At 67.6% G+C, this 21,981-nt stretch carries 16 protein-coding genes; 7 read left to right on the plus strand and 9 right to left on the minus strand.

Annotated elements, in window-relative coordinates; translation table 11 throughout:
- Window positions 1-12: 12 nt before the first annotated feature.
- Both ASG27_RS25055 and ASG27_RS25060 read right to left on the minus strand, forming a co-directional pair.
- Window positions 13-3,720, minus strand: coding sequence for a UvrD-helicase domain-containing protein (locus tag ASG27_RS25055; RefSeq protein ID WP_235503945.1), 3,708 nt, complete (start codon window positions 3,718-3,720; stop codon window positions 13-15).
- 186 nt (window positions 3,721-3,906) lie between these two features.
- Complete coding sequence (locus tag ASG27_RS25060) at window positions 3,907-6,492, minus strand: PD-(D/E)XK nuclease family protein (RefSeq protein WP_056413226.1); 2,586 nt, start codon at window positions 6,490-6,492, stop codon at window positions 3,907-3,909.
- A gap of 109 nt (window positions 6,493-6,601) precedes the next feature.
- Here ASG27_RS25060 and trxA point away from each other — a divergent pair, with 109 nt between their 5' ends.
- From trxA to ASG27_RS25085, 5 genes are all read left to right on the plus strand, one after another.
- Complete coding sequence (gene trxA / locus ASG27_RS25065) at window positions 6,602-6,934, plus strand: thioredoxin TrxA (protein WP_056413228.1); 333 nt, start codon at window positions 6,602-6,604, stop codon at window positions 6,932-6,934.
- Between the two features lie 261 nt (window positions 6,935-7,195).
- Complete coding sequence (gene rho, locus ASG27_RS25070) at window positions 7,196-8,458, plus strand: transcription termination factor Rho (RefSeq protein ID WP_056067265.1); 1,263 nt, start codon at window positions 7,196-7,198, stop codon at window positions 8,456-8,458.
- A 271-nt stretch (window positions 8,459-8,729) separates the two neighbouring features.
- On the plus strand, window positions 8,730-8,984 hold the full coding sequence (locus ASG27_RS25075; RefSeq protein ID WP_056163725.1) for a type B 50S ribosomal protein L31: 255 nt from the start codon (window positions 8,730-8,732) through the stop codon (window positions 8,982-8,984).
- Window positions 8,985-9,212: 228 nt separating this feature from the next.
- Window positions 9,213-10,910, plus strand: coding sequence for a hypothetical protein (locus ASG27_RS25080; RefSeq protein ID WP_056413231.1), 1,698 nt, complete (start codon window positions 9,213-9,215; stop codon window positions 10,908-10,910).
- Between the two features lie 219 nt (window positions 10,911-11,129).
- A complete protein-coding gene (locus ASG27_RS25085) occupies window positions 11,130-12,467 on the plus strand; it encodes an MATE family efflux transporter (RefSeq protein ID WP_056413234.1) in 1,338 nt (445 codons plus the stop codon).
- 79 nt (window positions 12,468-12,546) lie between these two features.
- Here ASG27_RS25085 and phoR read toward each other — a convergent pair whose 3' ends face one another.
- The 7 genes from phoR to pstS form a co-directional block, all read right to left on the minus strand.
- On the minus strand, window positions 12,547-13,899 hold the full coding sequence (gene phoR / locus ASG27_RS25090) for a phosphate regulon sensor histidine kinase PhoR (RefSeq protein WP_056413239.1): 1,353 nt from the start codon (window positions 13,897-13,899) through the stop codon (window positions 12,547-12,549).
- Window positions 13,900-14,093: 194 nt separating this feature from the next.
- The gene (gene phoB / locus ASG27_RS25095; protein WP_056163714.1) at window positions 14,094-14,801 is read right to left on the minus strand and encodes a phosphate regulon transcriptional regulator PhoB; all 708 of its coding nucleotides are present in this window, start codon (window positions 14,799-14,801) and stop codon (window positions 14,094-14,096) included.
- 109 nt (window positions 14,802-14,910) lie between these two features.
- Complete coding sequence (gene phoU, locus ASG27_RS25100; protein ID WP_056163712.1) at window positions 14,911-15,612, minus strand: phosphate signaling complex protein PhoU; 702 nt, start codon at window positions 15,610-15,612, stop codon at window positions 14,911-14,913.
- Between the two features lie 12 nt (window positions 15,613-15,624).
- On the minus strand, window positions 15,625-16,407 hold the full coding sequence (gene pstB, locus ASG27_RS25105; RefSeq protein ID WP_056413242.1) for a phosphate ABC transporter ATP-binding protein PstB: 783 nt from the start codon (window positions 16,405-16,407) through the stop codon (window positions 15,625-15,627).
- Between the two features lie 58 nt (window positions 16,408-16,465).
- The gene (gene pstA / locus ASG27_RS25110) at window positions 16,466-17,320 is read right to left on the minus strand and encodes a phosphate ABC transporter permease PstA (RefSeq protein WP_056413245.1); all 855 of its coding nucleotides are present in this window, start codon (window positions 17,318-17,320) and stop codon (window positions 16,466-16,468) included.
- A gap of 36 nt (window positions 17,321-17,356) precedes the next feature.
- Entirely contained in the window at window positions 17,357-18,379 is a 1,023-nt protein-coding gene (gene pstC, locus ASG27_RS25115; RefSeq protein ID WP_056413248.1) for a phosphate ABC transporter permease subunit PstC, read from the minus strand.
- 97 nt (window positions 18,380-18,476) lie between these two features.
- Window positions 18,477-19,499 (minus strand): phosphate ABC transporter substrate-binding protein PstS, encoded by a 1,023-nt coding sequence (gene pstS / locus ASG27_RS25120; RefSeq protein WP_056413251.1) that lies wholly within the window; start codon window positions 19,497-19,499, stop codon window positions 18,477-18,479.
- Between the two features lie 264 nt (window positions 19,500-19,763).
- Here pstS and ASG27_RS25125 point away from each other — a divergent pair, with 264 nt between their 5' ends.
- Both ASG27_RS25125 and ASG27_RS25130 read left to right on the plus strand, forming a co-directional pair.
- Entirely contained in the window at window positions 19,764-21,242 is a 1,479-nt protein-coding gene (locus ASG27_RS25125; protein ID WP_056413254.1) for a Ppx/GppA phosphatase family protein, read from the plus strand.
- Between the two features lie 73 nt (window positions 21,243-21,315).
- The gene (locus ASG27_RS25130) at window positions 21,316-21,927 is read left to right on the plus strand and encodes a hypothetical protein (RefSeq protein WP_056413258.1); all 612 of its coding nucleotides are present in this window, start codon (window positions 21,316-21,318) and stop codon (window positions 21,925-21,927) included.
- Window positions 21,928-21,981: the final 54 nt, after the last annotated feature.

The raw sequence follows: 21,981 nt of genomic DNA on the forward strand, positions 1-21,981 counted from the left end.
GGCGTGACAGGTTCAGAACAGTGAACGCTGCGGCGAATCGGGGTCGGTGCCCGCAGGCGTAGCGGGCGTGGATGTGGGCGCGGGCGCTGCAGGCGGCGCAGCGGGGGCCGGAGTATGCCTGATGCCCCCGCTGCTTCCCGCAGGGGAGGCGGGATGGGCGGGGCCAGCGGGGGTTGACGGCGCCAACACTGGTGCTGGTGCTGGCGCTGCTGCTGCTGGCGCTGCTGCTGCTGCTGCTGCTGCTGCTGCTGGTGCTGGTGCTGGTGCTGACGCTGGCGCTGCTGCCTGGGCCAGCCGGGCGGCTGGTGGTGCCTCCACTGCAGGCGCGGCAACCCTCGCAACCTCGGCATGGCCCTCCTGCACCATCACCATTCGCCCGTCGCCGGTCAGGAAAGCTGCACGCACGGGCTCGCCCGGCGTCTGACGCTGCACCGCGTCGCGGTAGCGGCGCAGCTGGGCCATCAATGCGGGCTGGCGCTCGGGCTCGGCGGCGCTTTTGTAGTCGAGCACCCACCAGCCGGCACGCTCGGCCGGTTGCGTGCAATGCACCAGGCGGTCCAGGCGCAGGCTCTGGCCGCCGTGGCGCAGCGGGGCCTCGTTGATGGCGGTGTCGACGGCATCAGAGTCCCACGCCCAGGCGCCCTCGCCCGCCAATATGCGCTGGGCGGTCTGCGCGGCCACCCGGGCTGCGGCGGGGGCGATGTCGAAGTCCTGCGCCAGGCGGGCCACGCGCACGGCGGGCCAGCCGTGGGCACGCAGGTCGGCCAGCGGTGCACCGGCCACGCCCGCCTGCTCCAGCAGCTGGTGCATGGCCTCGCCCAGGCGCGATGCGGGGGTGGACGGTGTCGCCACGCCGTGCTCCAGGTCCACCGCACTGTTGGTGGGTGCATCTGCAGCAGCCACTGCGGGTCTGGCGGGGGGCATGCGCAGGTGCTCGGGCACGGTCGGCAGTTCGGCCAGCGTGAAGCGCGCGGGCGATGCGGCGCCCGGTGCAAGCTCTCCAGCGCCCTCCAGACCTTCGTGCGCACCGCCCGGAGGCACGCCGCCCGGGGCCATGTCCACATCCTCCATCAGGGGCGTGAGGCGGTTCCACCAGCTGCCCGGCGCCGACGCGCTGGGCTGCACCGACGAGATCGCCAGGCAGTGCTTGGCGCGTGTCATGGCCACGTAGAGCATGTTCAGCTCTTCACGCTGGCGGGCCTGCTGCTCGGTGGCGAGCACGTCCACCGCACTGGGCGGCGGGCTCGATTCGCTGGCCAGAAAGACGAAGCCCGTCGGCGCCGTCTGCTCGCCCGGCCAGTCCACCAGCACGCCCATGGTCTCGGCCTTTTGCGAGCGCGTGTCGGTGTCCAGCAGCAGCACGCAGCGCGCCTCCAGTCCCTTGGCGCCGTGCACGGTCAGCAGGCGGATCGCCTGGGCATCTGCACGGCCCGGCGCGCGCACGCCGCCGCGCTTCATGGCCCGCACAAACGCATAGGGCGTGAGGTAGCGCCCGCCATCGTGCTGCAGCGCGGCCGACAGCAGCGCGCGCAGGTTGGCCTGCACCGCCAGGCGCTGGGTGGCAGGCGCTGCGGCGGCAAAGCGGGCCAGCACGTCGCCGTGCTGGTAGATGGCGTGCAGCGCGTCGTGCGGCGGCAGGCTGTCCACCCAGGCTTTGTATTGCATCAAAACAGGCCCTACCGCTTGATGGTCGGGCGCCAGCAGCTCTGTCTTTTGTAGCAAATCGAACCAACTGGTGGCAGCATGCTCCGGCTGGCGGCGCAGCAGGGCCAGCGCCACCAGGGCGTCGTCAGGCAGGCTGAACAGCGGCGAGCGCAGCGCCCGCGCGAGCGACAGGTCGTGCCCGGTGGACACCAGCGCGTCCAGCAGCGCCACGATGTCCTGCACCTCGGGCGCGTCGAACAGGTCGGCTTTTTCGGGCTGCACGCACGGCAGGTGCAGCGCACGCAGGGCGTCCTGCATGGCGGCCAGGCGGTCGCGCTTGCGGGCCAGCACTAGCACTTCGTTCGGCGGTGTTCCCTGCGCGATCTGGGCGGCCACCCAGGCGGCGGCCTGGGTGCATTCGCGCATGCGCTGGGTTTCTTCGGCCTCGTGGCGCGGCTCGGTCAGGCTGTCGCGCCAGGCCATGGGGTCGGTGCCGGGGCCATCGTCGGCATCCGCGGGCAGGATGGCCGGCAGGCGCAGCAAGGTGCCCGGGTCGGTCGACTCGGTGGTGTGGTCGCGAAAGCCCGTGGTCTCGTGCTGCGCCTGCGCCGTGCCCATCACGTGGTTGACGGCGGCGATCACGCCGGTGGCGTTGCGGCGGGTGTGGTCGCAGCTGAGCAGGTCGCCCGCCAGGCCGTTGCGCACAAAGGCCTGCGCCGCGATGAACACCTGCGGCTCGGCGCGGCGAAAGCGGTAGATGCTCTGCTTGGGGTCGCCCACGATGAACACGCTCGGGGCCGTGGCGCCGCCGCCCGAGCCCGCGTAGCCCGACAGCCACGCGTGCAGCGCCTGCCACTGCAGCGGGTTGGTGTCCTGGAATTCGTCGACCAGCAGGTGGCGCACGCGTGCGTCCAGCCGCTCCTGCACCCAGCCCGACAGGATGGGGTCGGACAGCATGACCAGCGCGGTGCGCTCCACATCGTTCATGTCGACCCAGCCGTGCTGGTTCTTCACCGCGGCGAACTCCGCGATCAGCCGCCGCGCCAGGCGCGCCATGCGCTGCTGGTGCTGCCAGGCGGCGTGCTGGCGCCGCGCGACCAGCAGGCGCTGCAGCTCGGGCTCTGCCTCTTGGGCGGCCGGGAACTTCTCCAGGTTCTTGGACAGCCGGTCTTCCTTGGCCACGAACATCGCGCGGCGCAGTTGGTCGAGCCGCTGGTTCAGGTCAGCACATGCCAGCGCGTCGATGATGGCGTCGGCCGCTTTTTGCGGGGTCTTGTTGGCTTCGGCCCCCAGCGCCTTGGCGCGGGCCAGCCAGCGCTGGTGGCAGGCATCGCCCTGCAGCGCATCGGCCGGGTCGGCGCAGCCTGCGAGGTCTGGGTACGCGGCCTGGAACGGCGGCACCGAGGCATCCACCACGCCCACCGCATCGGCCAAGTCGAACTCCACGCGCTTGGACAGCGCGGCCGCCAGGGCCTTGTGCGTTTGCGAGCGGCCGTGCTGCGCCACCACGGCTTCGTAGTCGGCCCGCAGGCCGGGGCTGTCGGCCACGGCCTGCAAGAAGGGGCTCCAGACCTCGCGCACGGCTTCGGCGTCGTCCTCCAGCAGCTCGAAGTGGGCAGGCAGCCCCTGCGACTGCAGCAGCGCCAGCGGCGCCGTGCCCAGCAGCGCCGCGAACCAGCTGTGGAAGGTGCGGATCTGCACCGGCCGCCCGCTGGCCAGCATCTGGCGGTATAGATTTTGTAGCGCCTCGCGCTTGTCCAGTGCGCCTTCCGGGCTGATTCCGCGTGCGATCAGCTCGCGGGTCAGGTCGGGCAGCGGGACATGGGCAAAGGCTTCCAGCCACTCCTGCAGCCGCTGGCGCATCTCGCCCGCGGCCTTCTTGGTGAAGGTGATGGCCAGGATCTCGTGCGGCGCGCAGCCGTCGAGCAGCGCCCGCAGCATGCGGGACACCAGCATCCAGGTCTTGCCCGCGCCCGCGCAGGCTTCCACCGCCACGCTGCGCTGCGGATCGCAGGCGATGGCGTAAAACGCCTCGCGCGAGACGGGCCGGCCGTTGTGTTCGTATGCGGCGTTCATTTAACGAGCCCCTTTGAAGAGGTTTTTTTGAACGGCGATGAGCAAGCGGACGTTGAAACTGGCGCGGCCAAGGCGTGGAGACACCGAGCAAGGGCCGCCCCGCAGCGAGGGTGTCGTCCCCCTGCCCGCGTAGCGCAGCGAAGCGAGAGCGGGGGGAAGGCGCGCAGCGCCTCAGGGGGGTGCACTCTACTCATTCCAGAAATCCTTGCGGCACAGCCCGCGCGCCGCACAGTATTCGCACACCATGCCCTCACCGAGCGCGGGCAAAGGGTCCCCCGCGGCGATGCGCTCGAAGTCGTGCTGTATGCCCTCGACGAGCAGGTCGCGCAGGTGCACCACATCCTCCTGCTCGTGCATCTGCGTCTCGCCGCGCTCGCCCACGTTCACATACGCGGCGCGCAGCGTGTCGTGGCTGAGCAGCGCGGCGTAGAACGCGAGCTGGGTGTCCTCGGCGCCAGACTGGATGCGCTTTCGCGTCACGGTGTCGTTCTCGGTCTTGTAGTCGATGACCAGCGTGGCAGGCTCGCCCTGCGCAGCCACCGCAGGGACGGTGTCGACGGCATCGACGGCATCCACGCGGTCGAGCGTGCCGACGAGCTCCAGGCTGCCCAGCGGCTGCGTGGTGCGCAGCTCGGCCTGGCGAAAGCGGGCACCGGTCTGCTCGTGCTGGGCCAGCCAGCGCAGGTAGCCGTCGCGCACCTGCGGCCAGCCGGCCGCAAAGGGCAGGAAGTCGCCCTCGCCCAGGCGCTGCTCGCGGGTCACCGCCTGGGCCGCCGCGTCCATGCGCGCCACCCGCTCGGGCGGGCTCTGCACCGGGTCGGCCAGCAGGGCTTCGTGAAAGTGCTGCAGCACCGCATGCAGCCAGTTTCCGAAGTCGCGCTTGTCCACGTCGGCGGCCAGTTCATCGGCCTCCTGCAAGCCCAGTTGGCGCAGCGCGAAAAATCGGTACGGGCAGTGCCGCAGGTCTGAATACGCGGTCGAAGAGAGGCGCTGCACGGGCAGCCGGTCGCCCTGCGGCTGGGGCCGCTCGGTGGGGGCGGCGTCCACGGTGCGCTGCGTGCGGCTGTCTGCGCCGCCCTGCGCCGCGCCGTCCAGGTGCAGCGCCAGCACCAGCGGGCTGGCCAGCAGGGGCTCGCCACCCTCGTCGCCGGTGCGCCACAGCACGTCCACAGCGGGGGTCTGCAGCGCGTGTTGCCAGGCGGCGCGCTGGGCCATCTCTGCCGATGCCCGCGTGGGCAGGCCCCAGGCTTCGCGTTGCGCCTGCGTCCATTCACCGGCCGGCTCGGGTGCGGCCTGCAGGCGCTTTTCATCGCAACCGGGCAGCACCAGCGCCGCAAACGGGCGCGCCAGCAGCTGGGGCATGGGCAGCACCACCACCGGCGCATCGCCCATCTGCGCGGGCACGTAGCGGTCGGCCTCCAGCACCTCGTTGGCCCAGCGCGTGAACTCGGCCAGCGTCATGCGCCGGCCCGCGCCGTCGCCCCAGCCGTCGAGCTCCGCCTCCTGCCCGGCCTGCAGGCGCAGGGCCGAAAGCACGCGCGCGCCGGCGGCGTCTTCTTCGAGCACCGTCCATTGCCCGGTGTCGGACAGCAGCGTGCGCAGGGCCTGCAGCCACTGGGGCAAGGCACGCGCCGCCCGCAGGCTGTCACGCCAGGTCTGCACCTGCGCCACCAGCAGCGCCACGTCGGGCACGCTCGCCCAATCGTGCCGGGCCACGTGGCCCCACGATGCCATGGCGGATTTGCGCAGTGCGCGCTCCAGGCGGGCCAGCAGCGCGGCATCGGCACGGGGCACGTGCTTGAGCCAGTCCAGCACGGCGTCCGTGGTGGCGTCCCAGGCGCAGGCGGTGAGCGCGGCCATCAGGCGCGCGGCAGCCCGCGTGGTCGACAGGGTCCAGCCGTTTTCATCACGCACCGCCACACCGGCGCTGGCCAGGTGGGCGCCGATGCGGCGGGTGAGCGCGCGGTCGTTGGCGGCCAGCGCTACCGGAATGCGCCCTGCAGCCAGGTGGCCCAGCACACAGGCGGCTGCGCGCTGCGCCTCGTCTTCGGCGTCCTGCGCCGCATGCAGGGCCACGCGGCCGTGGCCGGCCGCGGGCTTGTCGGGCGATCCGGTCCACAGTGCCAGGGACGACGCCTTGCCGCCCCAATGCGCCTGCAGCGCCTGGGCCAGCGCATCGGGCTGAAAGCCGGGCAGCAGCACCAGCGCATCGATGGACCTGGCGACGCCGGGCTCGAACAGCACGTCGGTGGCGTGGCGCGATGCCAGTACCCATTCGAGCGCAATGCGCGCCACCACGGCCTCGAACCGCAGGGCCGAGCCTTCGTCCGCGGGCGGGAGCAGTGCGCGCGCCTGCTCGCCCCAGGCCTCGCGCTGCGACGGCGGCACGGCAGCCACTGCCGGTGCCAGCTGGGCCGCCGCCTCCTGCAGGGGCGTGGCCAGCACATCACGCTGCGCCGACAAACCGGCCTTGTCGAGCAACAGGCGGGCAGTGAGCGTATCGCGCGCCACGTCCCCCGCCAGGTCGTCCCCTTGCGGCACGAAAGCCGCCAGTTGGCGCGCCCAGTTGCGCGTGGTCTCGAAACGGGGCGCAAAGCCATCCGGGTGCGCCATGCCCCAATACCGCTGTGCCCAGGGCATCAGTTGCGCGTACGGCACCAGCACCACCGTGCGCGCCGGGTGGGCGGCGCACTGCTCGATGTGCAGGGCGACCTGGGCCAGAACACGCCGCCACAAGAGGGTGCACTGATCGGTTTTCGCTATGACTGTCATAGCGTCACAGGGCCCGGCCATACCGGTGTACGTGGGATTGGTTTCTGTCACAATGCCCAGACTTTATACGTACCCCGGTCGCAACCCGCCCAGACACAAGGAATACGCCATGGCCAGCGAACTCATCAAACATCTCTCCGACGCAAGCTTCGAAGCCGACGTGCTGAAGGCCGGCACCCCGGTGCTGGTGGACTACTGGGCCGAATGGTGCGGCCCCTGCAAGATGATCGCCCCCATCCTGGACGAAGTGGCCGGCACCTACCAGGGCAAGCTGCAGATCTCCAAGATGAACGTGGACGAGAACCGCGAGATCCCCGCCAAGTACGGCATCCGCGGCATCCCCACGCTGATGCTCTTCAAGGACGGCCAGCTGGCCGCCACCAAGGTCGGCGCCATGAGCAAGGCCCAGCTGACCGCCTTCATCGATCAGCAACTGGCCTGATCCCCCATGCCTCGCAGATCTGGCAGTCTGGCGGGGCATTTTTCTTTGGGCTTGCGCACCTTGGGCTGCACTGGCGATCGATCAAATCGCCAGCCCCTGAATATCCCGATTTTTTTCCTGTCATAATTCTTTCCGATCACCGGCCTGCACGCATTGGCAGCCGGAACAAGATCCCCGGCATGCCAGGCCTGCAAACAGCAGCTTTCCCGGCACCTGCCCTCTCCCCCAAGATTCACACCAGCTCCGCCAAGGAGTCACTCCATGCACTTAAACGAACTCAAGGCACTGCACGTGTCTGAAGTCCTGAAGCAGGCCGAAGAACTCGAAATCGAAAATACCGGCCGGATGCGCAAGCAGGAGCTGATGTTTGCCATCATCAAGAAGCGCGCCAAAGCGGGCGAGCAGGTGTTTGCCGATGGCGTTCTGGAAATCCTGCCCGACGGCTTCGGCTTTCTGCGCAGCCCCGACACCAGCTTCACGGCCAGCACGGACGACATCTACATCTCGCCCAGCCAGGTGCGCCGCTTCAACCTGCACACCGGCGACATGATCGAAGGCGAAGTGCGCACACCGAAGGACGGCGAGCGCTACTTTGCCCTGACCAAGCTCGACAAGGTCAACGACGGCCCGCCGGAGCAGAACAAGCACAAGGTGATGTTCGAAAACCTGACGCCCCTGTTCCCCAAGGAGCAGATGCGCCTGGAGCGCGACGTCAAGAGCGAAGAGAACATCACCGGCCGCATCATCGACATCATTGCGCCCATCGGCCGCGGCCAGCGCGCACTGATCGTCGCCCCGCCCAAGAGCGGCAAGACGGTGATGATGCAGCACATCGCCCACGCCATCACGGCCAACAACCCCGACGTGCACCTGATGGTGCTGCTGGTGGACGAGCGCCCTGAAGAAGTGACCGAAATGCAGCGCACGGTGAAGGGCGAGATCATCGCCTCCACCTTCGACGAGCCCGCCGCCCGCCACGTGCACGTGGCCGAGATGGTGATCGAGCGCGCCAAGCGCCTGGTCGAGCTCAAGAAGGACGTGGTCATCCTGCTCGACTCCATCACCCGCCTGGCCCGCGCCTACAACAACGTCGTGCCCTCGTCCGGCAAGGTGCTGTCCGGCGGTGTGGACGCCGCCGCGCTGCAGCGCCCCAAGCGCTTCTTCGGCGCCGCGCGCAAGGTCGAGGAAGGTGGCTCGCTCACCATCATCGCCACCGCACTGGTCGACACCGGCAGCCGCATGGACGAAGTGATCTTCGAAGAGTTCAAGGGCACCGGCAACTGCGAAATCCACCTGAACCGCCGCCTGTACGAAAAGCGCGTGTTCCCCGCCATCGAACTCAACAAGAGCGGCACGCGCCGCGAAGAGCTGCTGCTGGCCCCCGAGATCCTGCAAAAGACCCGCATCCTGCGCCAGTTCATGTACAACATGGATGAGATCGAGTCGATGGAGCTCATGATCAAGAACATGAAGGCCACGAAGACCAACGTGGACTTCTTCGACATGATGAGAAGAGGCGGGTGACAACCCCCTGAGGCGCTGTCGCGCCTTCCCCCTTCTCTCGAATTGCTACGCAATTCGGGAAGGGGGACACCGCCAGCGCGGCGGGGCGTCCCTTGCGCGGCGGTTCTGGCCCAGGCCGCGCCAGTTTCAGCCGTCACGGGCCATCGCAAAAAGCCGTCCAACCGCCTGTGCCATAATAGAGGGCTTTTTCTGCGGAAAGTACGCTGGATGTTCCACGGCGCAAAGGTTGCACCGGGTTCAGCACGGCTCCCGCACTTGACAAGGATTGATCATGAAAGAAGGCATTCACCCCAACTACCGCGAAGTCCTGTTCTCGGACCTGTCCAACGGTTTCAAGTTCGTGACCCGTTCGTGCGTGAACACGAAGGAAACCGAAACCTTCGAAGGCAAGGAATACCCGCTGTTCAAGCTGGATACCTCTTCTGAGTCGCACCCCTTCTACACCGGCACGCAAAAGTCGGTGGACAACATGGGTGGCCGCGTCGAGCGCTTCCGCAACCGTTTCGGCAAGACCGCAGCGAAGTAATTCGCCTCCTGCGCGTTACCGCCACAAAAGGCAGCCCGGGCAACCGTGCTGCCTTTTTGCTTTGCAGCGGCTGGTCCGTGGTGGGCATCACCGCGCTGGCCACGGGCCGGCGGGGACAAGAACGCGGGAGTTTTTGATCCCGACGCTGGCGGTCCCTGCATCCTGTATCGTTTTGGTGCGTTTTTGCGCTTATTCTCGACGGCTCCGCTTTTGCTGCCTTTCTGACGCGTGACTCCTCCCACCCCCGCCATCGTGACCCAAAGCGCCGTCCGCCCCCTGCCGCGGTGGGCGCTGCTGTTGCTGTGCATCGCCTATGTGGTGCCGGGCTTCGTGGGCCGCGACCCCTGGAAGAGTGCGGATGTCACCGCATTCGGCTACATGCTGGAGCTGGCGCAGCAGCGCACGCCGTGGCTGGCTCCCCTGCTGGGCGGCATGCCCCCCGAGACCGAGGGTCTGCTGCCCTACTGGCTGGGCGCCTGGGCCATCCAGATCACGCCAGCGTGGCTGCTGTCGCCCGAGATGGCGGTGCGCGTGCCCTTTGCCGCGTTGCTGGTGATCACCCTCATGGCCACTTGGTACGGCGTGTACTACCTGGCACGCAGCCCGGGCGCGCAGCCGGTGGCCTTTGCGTTTGGCGGCGAGGCCAACCCGCCCGACTATGCCCGCGCGATCGCCGACGGCGCGCTGCTCGCCCTGATCGCCTGCCTGGGGTTGGCCCAGCTGTCGCACGAGGTGACCAGCTACCTGGTGCAGCTCAGCTGCACCGCCCTGCTCTTCTTTGCCGTGGCGGCCATGCCCCACCGCACCGTGGCCCCTGCCATCGCGCTGGTGGTGGGCATGCTGGGCCTGACGCTCGCAGGCGCCCCGGCGCTGGCCACCTTGCTGGGCGTGGGCAGCGTGGTGCTGGTGGTGCTGGCCCCGGGCAGCAGCACCGACCGTCGCCTGCCCTGGACCCTGGCGCTGGCCGCCATCACCGTGGTGGCTGCGCTGGTCGCCTGGAAGCTCGACCTGTGGCGCTGGCGGATCGTGGGCGCAAATTCTGGCGGCAAGGAATGGCAGAGCCTGGCGCGGCTGCTGCTGTGGTTTGGCTGGCCCGCCTGGCCCCTGGCCCTGTGGACGCTGTGGCGCTGGCGCAAGCAGATCTTCAGCCGGCAAGGCCATCGGCATCTGCTGCTGCCCCTGTGGTTCTCTGCCGTCTCCATTGCCGCCACGATCACCACGCAGCCGGCCGACCGGGCGCTGCTGCTGGGCCTGCCGGCGCTGGCCGCGCTGGCGGCATTCGCCCTGCCCACCCTGCGGCGCAGCGTGGGCGCGCTGATCGACTGGTTCACGCTGCTGTTCTTCACCGTGTCGGCCCTGGCCATCTGGGTGATCTGGATCGCGATGCAGACAGGCTTTCCGGCCAAGCCGGCGGCCAACGTGGCCAAGCTGGCACCGGGCTTTGTGCCGCAGTTTTCTGCGCTGGCGCTGGTGGTGGCTCTGGCGGCGACCGCCGGCTGGTGCGTGCTGGTGTGGTGGCGCGCCTCGCGCGACCGCGCGCCGATCTGGAAGAGCCTGGTGCTGCCCGCGGGTGGTGCGGCGCTGGGCTGGGTCCTGCTGATGACACTGTGGTTGCCGCTGCTGGACTATGCCCGCAGCTACGGCCCCCAGGTGCGCGCCGTGCAGGCGGTGCTGGGCACGAACCCCGGGTGTGTGCAGACGGTGGGCCTGAGCCGCGCGCAGGTTGCCGCACTCCAGTACCACGGCCAGCTCAGGCTGGAGCGCGCGGGCCTGCAGGACGAATGCAACTGGTTGGTGGCGGACATGGAATCCTGGCCGGCGTCCGAGCGCATGGTCAACGCGGCGCTCTGGGAGCGCCTGGCGGTCGTTCCCCGCCCCACCGACAAGAACGATCACCTCCTGGTGCTGCGGCGCAGGGGGAGCTGACGCGCCAGCCCCTTCGGCGTCACGCCCTGGCCCTCACGGGGCGCGCAGCGTGGCTGCCAGCATGCCAGCACCAAAGGCTTTCACCCCCCCGCGCCGCTGGCCTGGCCACGCAGCGTATCGACGTGAAGCCTTGCAGGGCGCATTTGAAAATTTCCACGGGCTGACCCGTCGCTGGCTGCATGGACGGCCGGCGGGGCACAGCGCTACACACACCCTGACATGTCCGAGCTATCCACCATCTCCCGGCACGCCGCCACCGTTCTGACCGGGCAACTGGCCGTCATGGCATTCGGCGTGACGGACACCATCGTCGCGGGCCGCTATGGCGAGGCCTCGCTGGCCGCACTGTCGGTCGGCTCGGCCATCTTCATCAGCGTGTACGTGGCGCTCATCGGCGTGCTGCAGGCGCTGCTGCCGGTGTGGGCGGAACAGCGCGGCGCGCGGCAGACCGAGGCCATCGGCCGGTCACTGCGGCAAGCGATGTACCTGTGCGCGGCGGCATCGGTGGTGGGCATGGCCATCCTGCTGTCGCCCGGCCCCCTGCTGCGCTGGACGGAAGTGCCGCCCGCCCTGCGCACCGAGGTCGAGCGCTACCTGGCCGTGCTCGCGCTGGCGCTGCCACCGGCCCTGCTCTTTCGCATCTACAGCACGCTGAACCAGGCGCTGGGGCGCCCGCAGCTCGTCACCTGGCTGCAGGTGGGCTCGCTGTTCATCAAGCTGCCGCTGTCGATCTGGTTCACCTTCGGCGGCATGGGGCTGCCCGCACAAGGGGTGGTGGGCTGCGCCTGGGCCACGCTCATCGTCAACTGCAGCATGCTGGGCCTGGCCATCTGGCTGCTGCGCACGCGGGACATCTACGACCCGCTCGCCATCTGGCGCCGCATGGAGCGCCCCCACTGGCCCACCATCGCCGGGTTCGCGCGGCTGGGCGTGCCGGCCGGGCTGGCAGTCATGGTGGAGGTGACCTCGTTCACGCTCATGGCGCTGTTCATCGCGCGCCAGGGCACCATCGCATCGGCCGCGCACCAGATCGCGTCCAACCTGGCAGCGGTGCTCTACATGGTGCCGCTGTCGCTGTCGATCGCCACCAGCGCACGCACCAGCTACTGGCTGGGGGCGGGCGATCCGGCGCGTGCCCGGCAGGTGGTTCTGCTCGGCTTGAGGCTTGCAGCGCTCGCTGCCATTGCGCTGGCAGCTATATTATTCATAGCAAGACACCACCTGGGCAGCATCTACTCCAGCAATGCTGCGGTGGTGGCGATGGCGGGCGGCGTGCTGGTCTGGGTGGCCGCCTACCACCTGGCGGATGCGATGCAGACCCTGTGCGTGTTCGTGCTGCGCTGCTACCGGATCACGGTGGCACCGCTGGTGGTGTACTGCGTGTTGCTGTGGGGCGCGGGCCTGGGCGGCGGCTACCTGTGGGCCTACCACGGCGCGGGCATGTGGGCGGTAGCGCCCTCCCCCATGCCGTTCTGGGCCGCCAGCGCGGCGGCCCTGCTGGCCACGGCGCTGCTGTTCGTGGCCATGCTGTGGCGGGCCATTCACCGGCAGGGCTGAGGTGCGCCGCCTTCGGATGCAGGCATTGCCCTGCCTTGCCCCATCTTGCCCTGCGTGGTTCGTCTGACCGTCTGGCCTGTCAGGCGGCCACCGCAGGCAGCGTAAAGCCGCGCAACCGGTTGGCCGGGAAGGTCACCGCGAACACCGAGCCCTTGCCCAGCGTGCTGGAGATCTCGAGCGTGGCGCCGTGCCGCTGCAGCACGTGCTTGACGATGGCCAGCCCGAGGCCGGTGCCACCGGTCTCGCGCGAGCGGCTGCGGTCCACGCGGTAGAAGCGTTCGGTCAGGCGGGGGATGTGTTCGGGGGCGATACCGGGACCGGTGTCCTGCACCGAGAAGACGGCACTGCCGTCGTCCTTGCGCTGCCAGGCGATCGTGATGGAGCCACCTGCCGGCGTGTAACGCACGGCATTGTTGATCAGGTTGGACAGGGCACTTTGCAGCTCGGCAGGCACGCCGGCGATCTGGCCTTCCATGCGCAGGCTCTCAGCCCCCGGAAAGACCATCACATGCTGCCGCGGCAGGTTTTGCGTGAGCAGCGCAGACAGCGCGCGCCCTTCTTCCTCGCAGCGCTGCAGCAGCGCCTGCACCGGGGTCCATTCGGCCATGCCGGGCGGCGGGCTGCCCTCCAGCCGCGACAGGGTCAAGAGGTCCTGCACCACGCTCTGCATGCGCTGGGCCTGCTGCGCCATCATGCCCAGGTAGCGGGAGCGCTCGTCGGCGTTCAAGGGCAGGGTCTGCAGGGTTTCCACAAAGCCCGTCAGCACCGTGAGCGGCGTGCGGATCTCGTGCGACACGTTGGCCACGAAGTCGCGCCGCATGGCGTCGGCCTGCTCCAGGGCCGTGACGTCGCGCGACAGCAGCAGGGTGCGCCCATCACCGTAGGGGTGCAGGTGCACCGAGATGCGCACCGGCCGCGACGGCGTGCTGAAACGCCCTTCCAGCACCACGTCGTGCGCAAAGTCCTGCTCGGCAAAATACGCGGTGAACTCGGGGTCGCGCACCAGGTTGCCGATGGACTGCATCACATCGCGCTGCGCGTCGAAGCCGAACTGGTTGGCCGCCATCTGGTTGCACCATTCGATGCGCCCCTGCGCATCGAGCAGCACCACGCCGTTGGGCGTGGCCTGCAGCGCCGCGAGAATCTCCTGCAGCCGGTCCTGGCTGTCGCGGATCTGCGCTTCCTGCCGGCGCAGCAGGCGCCGCGCCCGGTCGGCCGCCTCGCCCCAGATGCCGCGCATGGACGGCACGTCGGTCAAATCGCCCGTGCGCAGCCAGCGCAGCACGCGCGCGCCGCGCAGCAGGTCCCACACAAACCAAGCCCACCCGGCCAGCGCGGCACCCAGTGCGGCGCCCCACGGCCCTCCCTGCCACCAGCCCAGGCTACCGCCCGCAATCTGCCAGAGCAGAAAATACGTAATTCGCCACAGCATCCGGTCCGCAACGCCTTTTCAAAAACACCAGGGGCGCAACGCGTGCGCCCCGTTCAAGACAGCAAGAAAAACAAGCTCATACGGATTTGCGTTCAATCATTTGATGCCGTTCGGGCTGAGCTTGTCGAAGCCTCGCGCGGCGCTTCGACAAGCTCAGCGTGAACGGGTTTTATATTTTTGAAGGCAAATGGATATCAGGCCTGCAACTGCACCTGCGGCTGCGCCGTGAGGCGGTAGCCTGCGCCGCGCACGGTCTCCACCATGACGGACGCGGACCCGAGGGCTTCGCGCAGGCGCTTGACGTGCACGTCCACCGTGCGCTCCTCGATGAAGACGTGGTCGCCCCACACCTTGTCGAGCAGCTGCGAGCGGCTGTGCACGCGTTCGGCATGCTTCATCAAAAAGTGCAGCAGCTTGAACTCCGTGGGGCCCACCTTGAGCGGCTGGCCCTGGAAGGTCACGCGGTATGTGCCGGCATCGAGCACCAGCTCGCCGATGGTCACGCTGTCGCTGACCTGCTCCGGCGCGCGGCGGCGCAGCACGGCACGGATGCGGGCCAGCAGCTCCTGCGTGGAGAACGGCTTGGTGATGTAGTCGTCGGCACCGGCATCGAGCCCCGCCACCTTGTCCGGCTCGTCGCCGCGGGCGGTGAGCATGAGGATGGGGATCGGCTTGGTGCGACTGTCGGCACGCCACTTGCGGGCCAGCGACAGGCCGCTTTGGCCCGGCAGCATCCAGTCCAGCAGGATGACATCGGGCAGCACGGCATCGAGCTCGCGCTGGGCGGACTCGCCGTCTTCCGCCCAGAAGGGCTGGAATCCGTTGTGGCGCAGATTGACGGCAATCAGCTCGGCAATCGCGGGTTCGTCCTCGACGATGAGGACGCGTGGGAGTTTTCTCATCGCCGGGCCGCCCCCAGGTGAGAAAGCGCTGCGCTCAGAAAGCAGCGGCCCGCGTGGCGGCGTAGCGTGGGGGTGAGTTCTGTCATGGTGTTGCCAAAGCCCTTTCTTCTTATAGAACGGCCGACTCGATCTCGTCGAGGGCAGTGTGGCGCACATCCTTGCCCTTGACCAGATAGATGATCAGCTCGGCCACGTTCTTGGAATGGTCACCGATGCGCTCGATCGCCTTGGCCAGGAACAGCAGGTCCAGGCTGGGGGAGATGGTGCGGGGGTCTTCCATCATGTAGGTGACGAGCTTGCGCACGAAGCCGTCGAACTCCTTGTCGATGAGGTCGTCCTCCTTGAGGATGGCCACGGCGGCCTTCACGTCCAGGCGCGCAAATGCGTCCAGCGTCTTGCGCAGCAGGCCCGAGGCCAGCTCCGCGGCGGTGCGCAGGTCGCTCGACGGCAGCGAGCGCGGGGCACCGCTCTCGATGATGGAGCGCACCATGCGCGCCATCTTGTTGGCCTCGTCGCCCATGCGCTCCAGGTTGGCCGTGGCCTTGGAGAAGGCCAGCAGCAGGCGCAGGTCGCGCGCGGTGGGCTGGCGGCGGGCGATGATGGAGGACAGCTCCTGGTCGATCTCGACCTCCATCGCGTTGATGCGGGTCTCCATCGAGGCGACGGTTTCCACGGCCTCCAGGCTGAACTGGGACAGGGCATAGACCGCCTGGCGGATCTGCGACTCCACGAGGCCGCCCATCTCCATGACGCGGGCGGAGACGCTGTTGAGTTCGCTGTCGAACTGCGAGGAAAGATGTTTATCGGGCATCTCGTTGTCTCCTTAGCCGAAACGGCCGGTGATGTAGTCTTCGGTTTCCTTGCGCTCGGGCTTGAAGAAGATCTGTTCGGTGGCACCGAACTCGATCATTTCACCGAGGTACATGTAGGCGGTGTAGTCGCTGCAGCGTGCGGCCTGCTGCATGTTGTGCGTCACGATGGCAATGGTGTAGTCGTGCTTGAGCTCGTCGATCAGCTCCTCGATCTTGGCGGTGGACAGCGGGTCCAGCGCCGAGGTGGGCTCGTCGAGCAGCAGCACCGAAGGCTTGACCGCCACGCTGCGCGCAATGCACAGGCGCTGCTGCTGGCCGCCGGACAGCGACAGGCCGCTCTGGTGCAGCTTGTCCTTCACCTCGGTCCACAGCGCGGCCTTGGACAGCGCCCATTCCACGCGGTCGTCCATCTCGCTCTTGCTCAGGCTCTCGTACAGCTTCACGCCGAAGGCGATGTTGTCGTAGATGGACATGGGAAACGGCGTGGGCTTCTGGAACACCATGCCGATGCGGGCGCGCAGCAGGTTGATGTCCTGCTTGGGGTCCAGGATGTCCTGGCCGTAGAAGTTGATCTTGCCCTCGGCCCGCTGGCCGGGGTACAGGCTGTACATGCGGTTGAGCGTGCGCAGCAGGGTCGACTTGCCGCAGCCCGAGGGGCCGATGAAAGCGGTGACCTTGTGTTCTGCGATGTTGAGGCTGACGTTGCGCAGCCCCTGGAATTTGCCGTAGAAGAAACTCAGGTTGCGCAGTTCCAGCGCGTTCTTGCTGGCAGTGGCGGTAGCAGTAGCGGTCATTGTCAAATCCTGAAAATGGGGACTGTCTGGGGGGTGTCTGCGTACGGGGGCAGACAGGTCAGGCGCGGCTCTTCTCGCGCAGGAAAACCCGCGCCACGACGTTGAGGATCAGCACCGAGAGCGTGATGAGCAGTGCGCCGCCCCAGGCCAGGCGCACCCAGTTTTCGTAGGGGCTCAGCGCAAACTGGAAGATCACCACGGGCAGGTTGGCCATGGGCGCATTCATGTTGGTGCTGAAGAACTGGTTGTTCAGTGCGGTGAACAGCAGGGGCGCCGTCTCGCCGCTGATGCGGGCCACGGCCAGCAGCAGGCCGGTCATGACACCGCTGCGCGCTGCGCGCAGGGTGACCATGACGGACACCTTCCAGCGCGGCGCGCCCAGCGCAAAGGCCGCTTCGCGCAGGCTGCCGGGCACCAGGCGCAGCATGTTCTCGGTGGTGCGCACGACCACGGGCACCGCGATCAGCGACAGCGCCAGGCTGCCGGCCCAGCCGGAAAAGTTGCCCACGGTGGCCACGGCAATCGCGTAGACGAACAGCCCCAGCACGATGGAGGGCGCAGACAGCATGATGTCGGTCACGAAGCGGGTGAGCTCTGCCGTCTTGCTCTGGCCGCTGTACTCGGCCAGGTAGACGCCGGCCAGCACGCCGATGGGCGTGGACAACAGCACGGTGAAGCCCACCATCATCAGGCTGCCCACGATGGCGTTGGCCAGGCCACCGCCTTCCGAGCCGGGGGCTGGGGTGGACTGGGTGAACATGTTCCAGTCCAGCGCGGCGAAGCCGTTGGACAGCAGCACGCTCAGGATCCAGAGCAGCACGAACAGGCCCAGCACCATCGCGCCCAGGGACAGGGTCAGGCCGATGGCGTTGGAGCGCTGGCGCTTTTTGTACAGTTGTTGGTTGAATTCCATGGAGCTTGTCTCAATTGAGTGGGTTCATGGTCCAGATCACAGGCCCTTGGCCTTCTCGGCGCGCAGCAGCATGATCTTGGCGGCCGACAGCACCACGAAGGTGATGACGAAGAGCAGGAAACCCAGGGCAAACAGCGTGGAGAGGTGGAAGTCCGCGGCCTCGCCGAACTCGTTGGCCAGCGTGGAGGCGATGGACGTGCCGGGCGAGAAGAGCGACGTGGGCATGCGGTTGGCGTTGCCGATGACGAAGGTCACGGCCATGGTCTCGCCCAGAGCGCGACCCAGGCCCAGCATCACGCCGCCGATCACGCCCTTTTGGGTGTAGGGCAGCACCACGCGGCGCACCACTTCCCATGTCGTGCAGCCCAGGCCATAGGCCGACTCGCGCAGGATGGGAGGGACGATCTCGAAGACGTCGCGCATCACGGCCGCCACGAAGGGCAGCACCATGAAAGCGAGCACGATGCCCGCCGCCAGGATGCCGAAGCCGTTGGTGCTGCCACCGAACAGGAAGCCCACCAGCGGCATGGAGCCCAGGAGCTTTTGCACCGGCATCTGGAAATAGTCCGCGAACAGCGGCGCGAACACGAACAGGCCGAACATGCCGTAGATGATGGACGGCACGGCCGCCAGCAGCTCTACCGCCGTGCCCAGCGGACGGCGCAGCCACACAGGGCAGGTTTCGGTCAGGAACAGGGCGATGCCGAAAGCGAGCGGCACGGCGATCAGCAGCGCAATGCCCGCGCTGGCCAGGGTGCCGACGATGGCGATCGCAGCACCGAATTGTTCATTGATGATGTCCCATTCCACGCGCCAGATGAACTGGACGCCGAACTTGTGGAACGTGGGCCATGCGTAGACGAAAAGAGAAACGATGATGCCCAGCAGCGCAGCGAGCACGAGCAGCGACAGGCTCTGGGTCAGGCGATGGAAAAAGATGTCCTGCAGGCGTTGCCGCTTGGCAATCGAGACCATGGACTCTGTGGGGGCGCCCGTCACTTTATTGACGGACACGGGTTGCGAACTCATGGTGGTTCCCACGCTCATGTTGACTCCCATCTGGCTTCTGGAGGCCCCACAAACCAGTACCCATCGGCCAGACCGGCCGGCCGATGGGTACTATTTTGGGGCAGACTGCTTTTATTGTTGGAGTTAATTACTTCTTGATTTGCGACCAGACCTTCGAGCGGATCTCGGCGGTCAGGCTGTCAGGCAGGGGCACGTAGTCCAGTTCGGTGGCCATGCCCTTGCCGTTCTTGAAGGCCCATTCGAAGAACTTGAGCACTTCGGCCGATTGCGCCTTGTCGGCCGGGTCCTTGTACATCAGGATGAACGAGGCCGTGCTGACGGGCCAGCTGTCGGCACCCTTGGCGTTGACCATCGAGATGCCCATGCCGGGCACGCTGAACCAGTCTGCGCTGGCGGCAGCGGCGGCGAAGGTCTTGTCGTCGGGGCTCACGTACTTGCCGTCAGCGTTTTGCAGCTGCAGGAAGTTCATGTTGTTCTTCTTGACGTAGGCGTATTCGACGTAGCCGATGGAGCCCTTCACGCGGGAGACGTTGGCGGCGACGCCTTCGTTGCCCTTGCCGCCCACGGACGACGCTGCGGGCCACTTGACGGCAGCGCCCTTGCCCACGGAGTCAGCCCACTCCTTGCTCACGGACGACAGGTAGTCCGTCCAGTTGAAGGTGGTGCCGGAGCCGTCGGCGCGGTGCACGACGGTGATGTTCTGGTCAGGCAGGGTCTTGCCGGGATTCAGGGCCGCCAGCTTGGCGTCGTTCCACTTGGCGATCTTGCCCAGGAACACGTCGGCCAGCACGGGGCCCGTAACGCGCAGTTCGCCGGGCTTGAAGCCGTCCAGGTTGATCACGGGCACCGTGCCGCCGATGATGGCGGGGAACTGCACCATGCCGTCCTTGTCGAGGTCAGCACCGGGGACCGGGGCGTCGGTGGCGCCGAACACGACGGTCTTGGCGCGGATCTGGCGGATGCCGCCGGACGAGCCGATGGACTGGTAGTTCAGGCCCGTGCCGGTTTCCTTCTTGTAGGCTTCTGCCCACTTGGCGTACATCGGGAAGGGAAAGGTAGCGCCAGCGCCGGTGATGTCCGCTGCAAAGGCACCACCGACCGCGAAGGTGGCCAGTGCGACTGCAACGGTTTTGAGAAATGTGCGTTTCATGAGGTTACCTTTGGACTAGGGTTAACAGGAACACCGTGAACTCTAGGGGGCCAAGATGACAATTCAGTGACAAAAAGCCACCCATTCGACCGTGCGCTACAGAGGTAAAACACCCAAAAGGCAATGTCACGAACCCGTCACACAACCACAACACACTGGCTTGACGCTGGCCATTCCCTCCTCTTCTCCTGCCGTGCGCGGGCAGCAGCTTCCATGCGCCGTGGCACGCGGTAGGATGCCGGTCGAAGCTCCTACCAGAACAATATGCACAACGGCACACGCCTCGCCGCGGTCGACCTCGGCTCCAACAGTTTTCGCCTTGAAATCGGGCGCTACGAGTTCGGACACATTCAGCGCGTCGAATACCTCAAGGAAACCGTCCGCCAGGGCAACGGCCTGGACGAAGACCGCAACCTGACACCGGAGGCCATGGAGCGTGGATGGGCTTGTCTCGCGCGTTTCGGCGAACGCCTGGCCGGGTTCCCCCGCGCCCAGGTGCGTGCGGTGGCCACGCAGACCCTGCGCGAAGCGCGCAACCGCGAGGAGTTCCTGTCGCGCGGCAGCGAGATGCTGGGCTACCCGATCGACGTGGTGTCGGGCCCCGAAGAAGCGCGCCTCATCTACCAAGGCGTTGCGCGCCTGCTGCCCCAGTCCGACGAGCGCCGCCTGGTGGTCGATATCGGCGGGCGGTCTACCGAACTCATCCTGGGGCAGCAATTCACGCCCCATGCGGTGGCATCGTTTCGCGTGGGCAGCGTGGCCTGGTCGCAGCGCTACTTTCCGCAAGGCGAATTCACGGCCACGGCATTCCTTGCCGCGGAGATTGCGGCCAAGGCCGTGCTCGACGAGGCCTTGGGAACGTTCCGCCCGGATGCGTGGGAGGTGGCCTATGGCTCGTCCGGCACGGCGGGTGCGGTGGGCGACATTCTGGCCGCTGCCGGAGGCACGCCCGGCACCATCACCCGCGAGGGGCTGGCGTGGCTGCACGAGCGGCTGCTGCGCGCGCAGACAGCCGACCGCCTGCGCATGGACGGTCTGAAGGAAGAGCGCCGCGCCGTGATCGGCGGTGGCGTCAGCGTGCTGCGGGCCGTGTTCGACCTGCTGGAGATCGACCAGATGCAGGTCGCGCAAGGCGCGCTGCGCCAGGGCGCGCTGTACGACCTGCTGGACCGCGAGCAGCCCGGCACCGACCTGCGCACCACCACCGTGAACGGGCTGATGCAGCGTTTTGGGGTGGATGCCGAACATGCCGAGCGGGTGGCGCGCACGGCATGCGCCTTGTTCGACCAGGCCGCCCCCGCCGGCAGCGAGCGCGCCGCACGCAAGCTGGACTGGGCAGCCCGCCTGCACGAGATCGGCTGCCTCGTCTCGCACAGCGACTACCACCGCCACGGTGCCTACATCCTGGACAACACCGATGCCGCCGGTTTTGCCGTGCCCGAACTGCACCGCCTGGGAATCCTGGTGCAGGGGCAGCGCGGCAAGGTCCGCAAGATCGAAGCGGACCTGCAAGACCCGATGTTCGCATTGCAGTTGCTGAGCCTGCGCTTGGCCGTGGCCCTGTGCCATGCGCGCCGCGACCCCGACACCGCGGGCCTGGCGCTGCGCCAGGACGGTGCGCGCTTTCATCTGGCAACACGCGGTGGCTGGGCCGCGGCGTACCCGCAATCGGCCCACCTGTTGCGCGAGGAAGCGCTGGCATGGCTGAAGACCCCCTGGGAGCTGGCCGTCAGCCTGGCCTGAAGTCGGGAGCGGGCGTGTTGAGCGCTGACATAAAACGGTATAAACTGTTTATACCGTTTATTTCATCGATGCCATGACTACTTCTTCCAGCGCTCCGCTTCCAGCCACTCCCGCAGTGCCCGCTGCCCCCACCCCTGCCGCCAAGCCGGTGAAAACCACCGCTGCAGCAGCTCCCAAGCCAGCGGCCAAGGCCCCCGCACAAACCGCCGCCAAGCCCGCCGCCAAACCCAAGGCGGCCGCAGCCCAGCAGCCTGCTGCCAAGGCGACCAAGGCGACCAAGCCCGCCAAGCCTGCGAAAGCCGCCAAGGCAGCGCCCGCAGAGAGCGCGAAAGACAGCAAGGCGAAGAAGCCCAAGCTGGTGCGCGACAGCTTCACCATCCCCAAGGACGAGTACGCCGTCATCGAGACGCTCAAGCAGCGCTCGGCGGCACTGGCCCAGCCCGTCAAGAAAAGCGAGTTGCTGCGTGCCGGTCTCAAGGTGCTGGCGGCCCTGTCCGACACTGCCCTGCGCTCCGCCCTGCAAGCCGTGCCGTCCATCAAGACGGGCCGCCCCAAGGCCGAGGCCCCTGCCGCAAAGCCGGTGGCCGCGCCGGCAAGCTCCACGACCACCAAGCCCGCCGCCAAGCCGGCTGTGAAGGCGACTGCAAAGACGGCCTCGAAGACGGCCAAAGCCAGCCGCAAGTAACCCAAGGCACCTGCGATGCTTCTGCAGGGCACCGGTTGGTCCTGCTAGAGCCAG

It is taken from the genome of Acidovorax sp. Leaf191 (genome assembly GCF_001424425.1).
GTDB lineage: Bacteria > Pseudomonadota > Gammaproteobacteria > Burkholderiales > Burkholderiaceae_C > Acidovorax.

Bases quoted from the DNA above. Each gene is read 5' to 3' on its own strand.
- pstA (WP_056413245.1), bottom strand. From the start codon at position 17,320: ATGGAATTCAACCAACAACTGTACAAAAAGCGCCAGCGCTCCAACGCC.
- ASG27_RS25130 (WP_056413258.1), top strand. From the start codon at position 21,316: ATGACTACTTCTTCCAGCGCTCCGCTTCCAGCCACTCCCGCAGTGCCC.
- ASG27_RS25055 (WP_235503945.1), bottom strand. From the start codon at position 3,720: ATGAACGCCGCATACGAACACAACGGCCGGCCCGTCTCGCGCGAGGCG.
- ASG27_RS25060 (WP_056413226.1), bottom strand. From the start codon at position 6,492: ATGACAGTCATAGCGAAAACCGATCAGTGCACCCTCTTGTGGCGGCGT.
- ASG27_RS25085 (WP_056413234.1), top strand. From the start codon at position 11,130: ATGTCCGAGCTATCCACCATCTCCCGGCACGCCGCCACCGTTCTGACC.
- ASG27_RS25075 (WP_056163725.1), top strand. From the start codon at position 8,730: ATGAAAGAAGGCATTCACCCCAACTACCGCGAAGTCCTGTTCTCGGAC.
- trxA (WP_056413228.1), top strand. From the start codon at position 6,602: ATGGCCAGCGAACTCATCAAACATCTCTCCGACGCAAGCTTCGAAGCC.
- rho (WP_056067265.1), top strand. From the start codon at position 7,196: ATGCACTTAAACGAACTCAAGGCACTGCACGTGTCTGAAGTCCTGAAG.
- ASG27_RS25125 (WP_056413254.1), top strand. From the start codon at position 19,764: ATGCACAACGGCACACGCCTCGCCGCGGTCGACCTCGGCTCCAACAGT.
- pstB (WP_056413242.1), bottom strand. From the start codon at position 16,407: ATGACCGCTACTGCTACCGCCACTGCCAGCAAGAACGCGCTGGAACTG.
- phoB (WP_056163714.1), bottom strand. From the start codon at position 14,801: ATGAGAAAACTCCCACGCGTCCTCATCGTCGAGGACGAACCCGCGATT.
- phoR (WP_056413239.1), bottom strand. From the start codon at position 13,899: ATGCTGTGGCGAATTACGTATTTTCTGCTCTGGCAGATTGCGGGCGGT.
- phoU (WP_056163712.1), bottom strand. From the start codon at position 15,612: ATGCCCGATAAACATCTTTCCTCGCAGTTCGACAGCGAACTCAACAGC.
- pstC (WP_056413248.1), bottom strand. From the start codon at position 18,379: ATGGGAGTCAACATGAGCGTGGGAACCACCATGAGTTCGCAACCCGTG.
- pstS (WP_056413251.1), bottom strand. From the start codon at position 19,499: ATGAAACGCACATTTCTCAAAACCGTTGCAGTCGCACTGGCCACCTTC.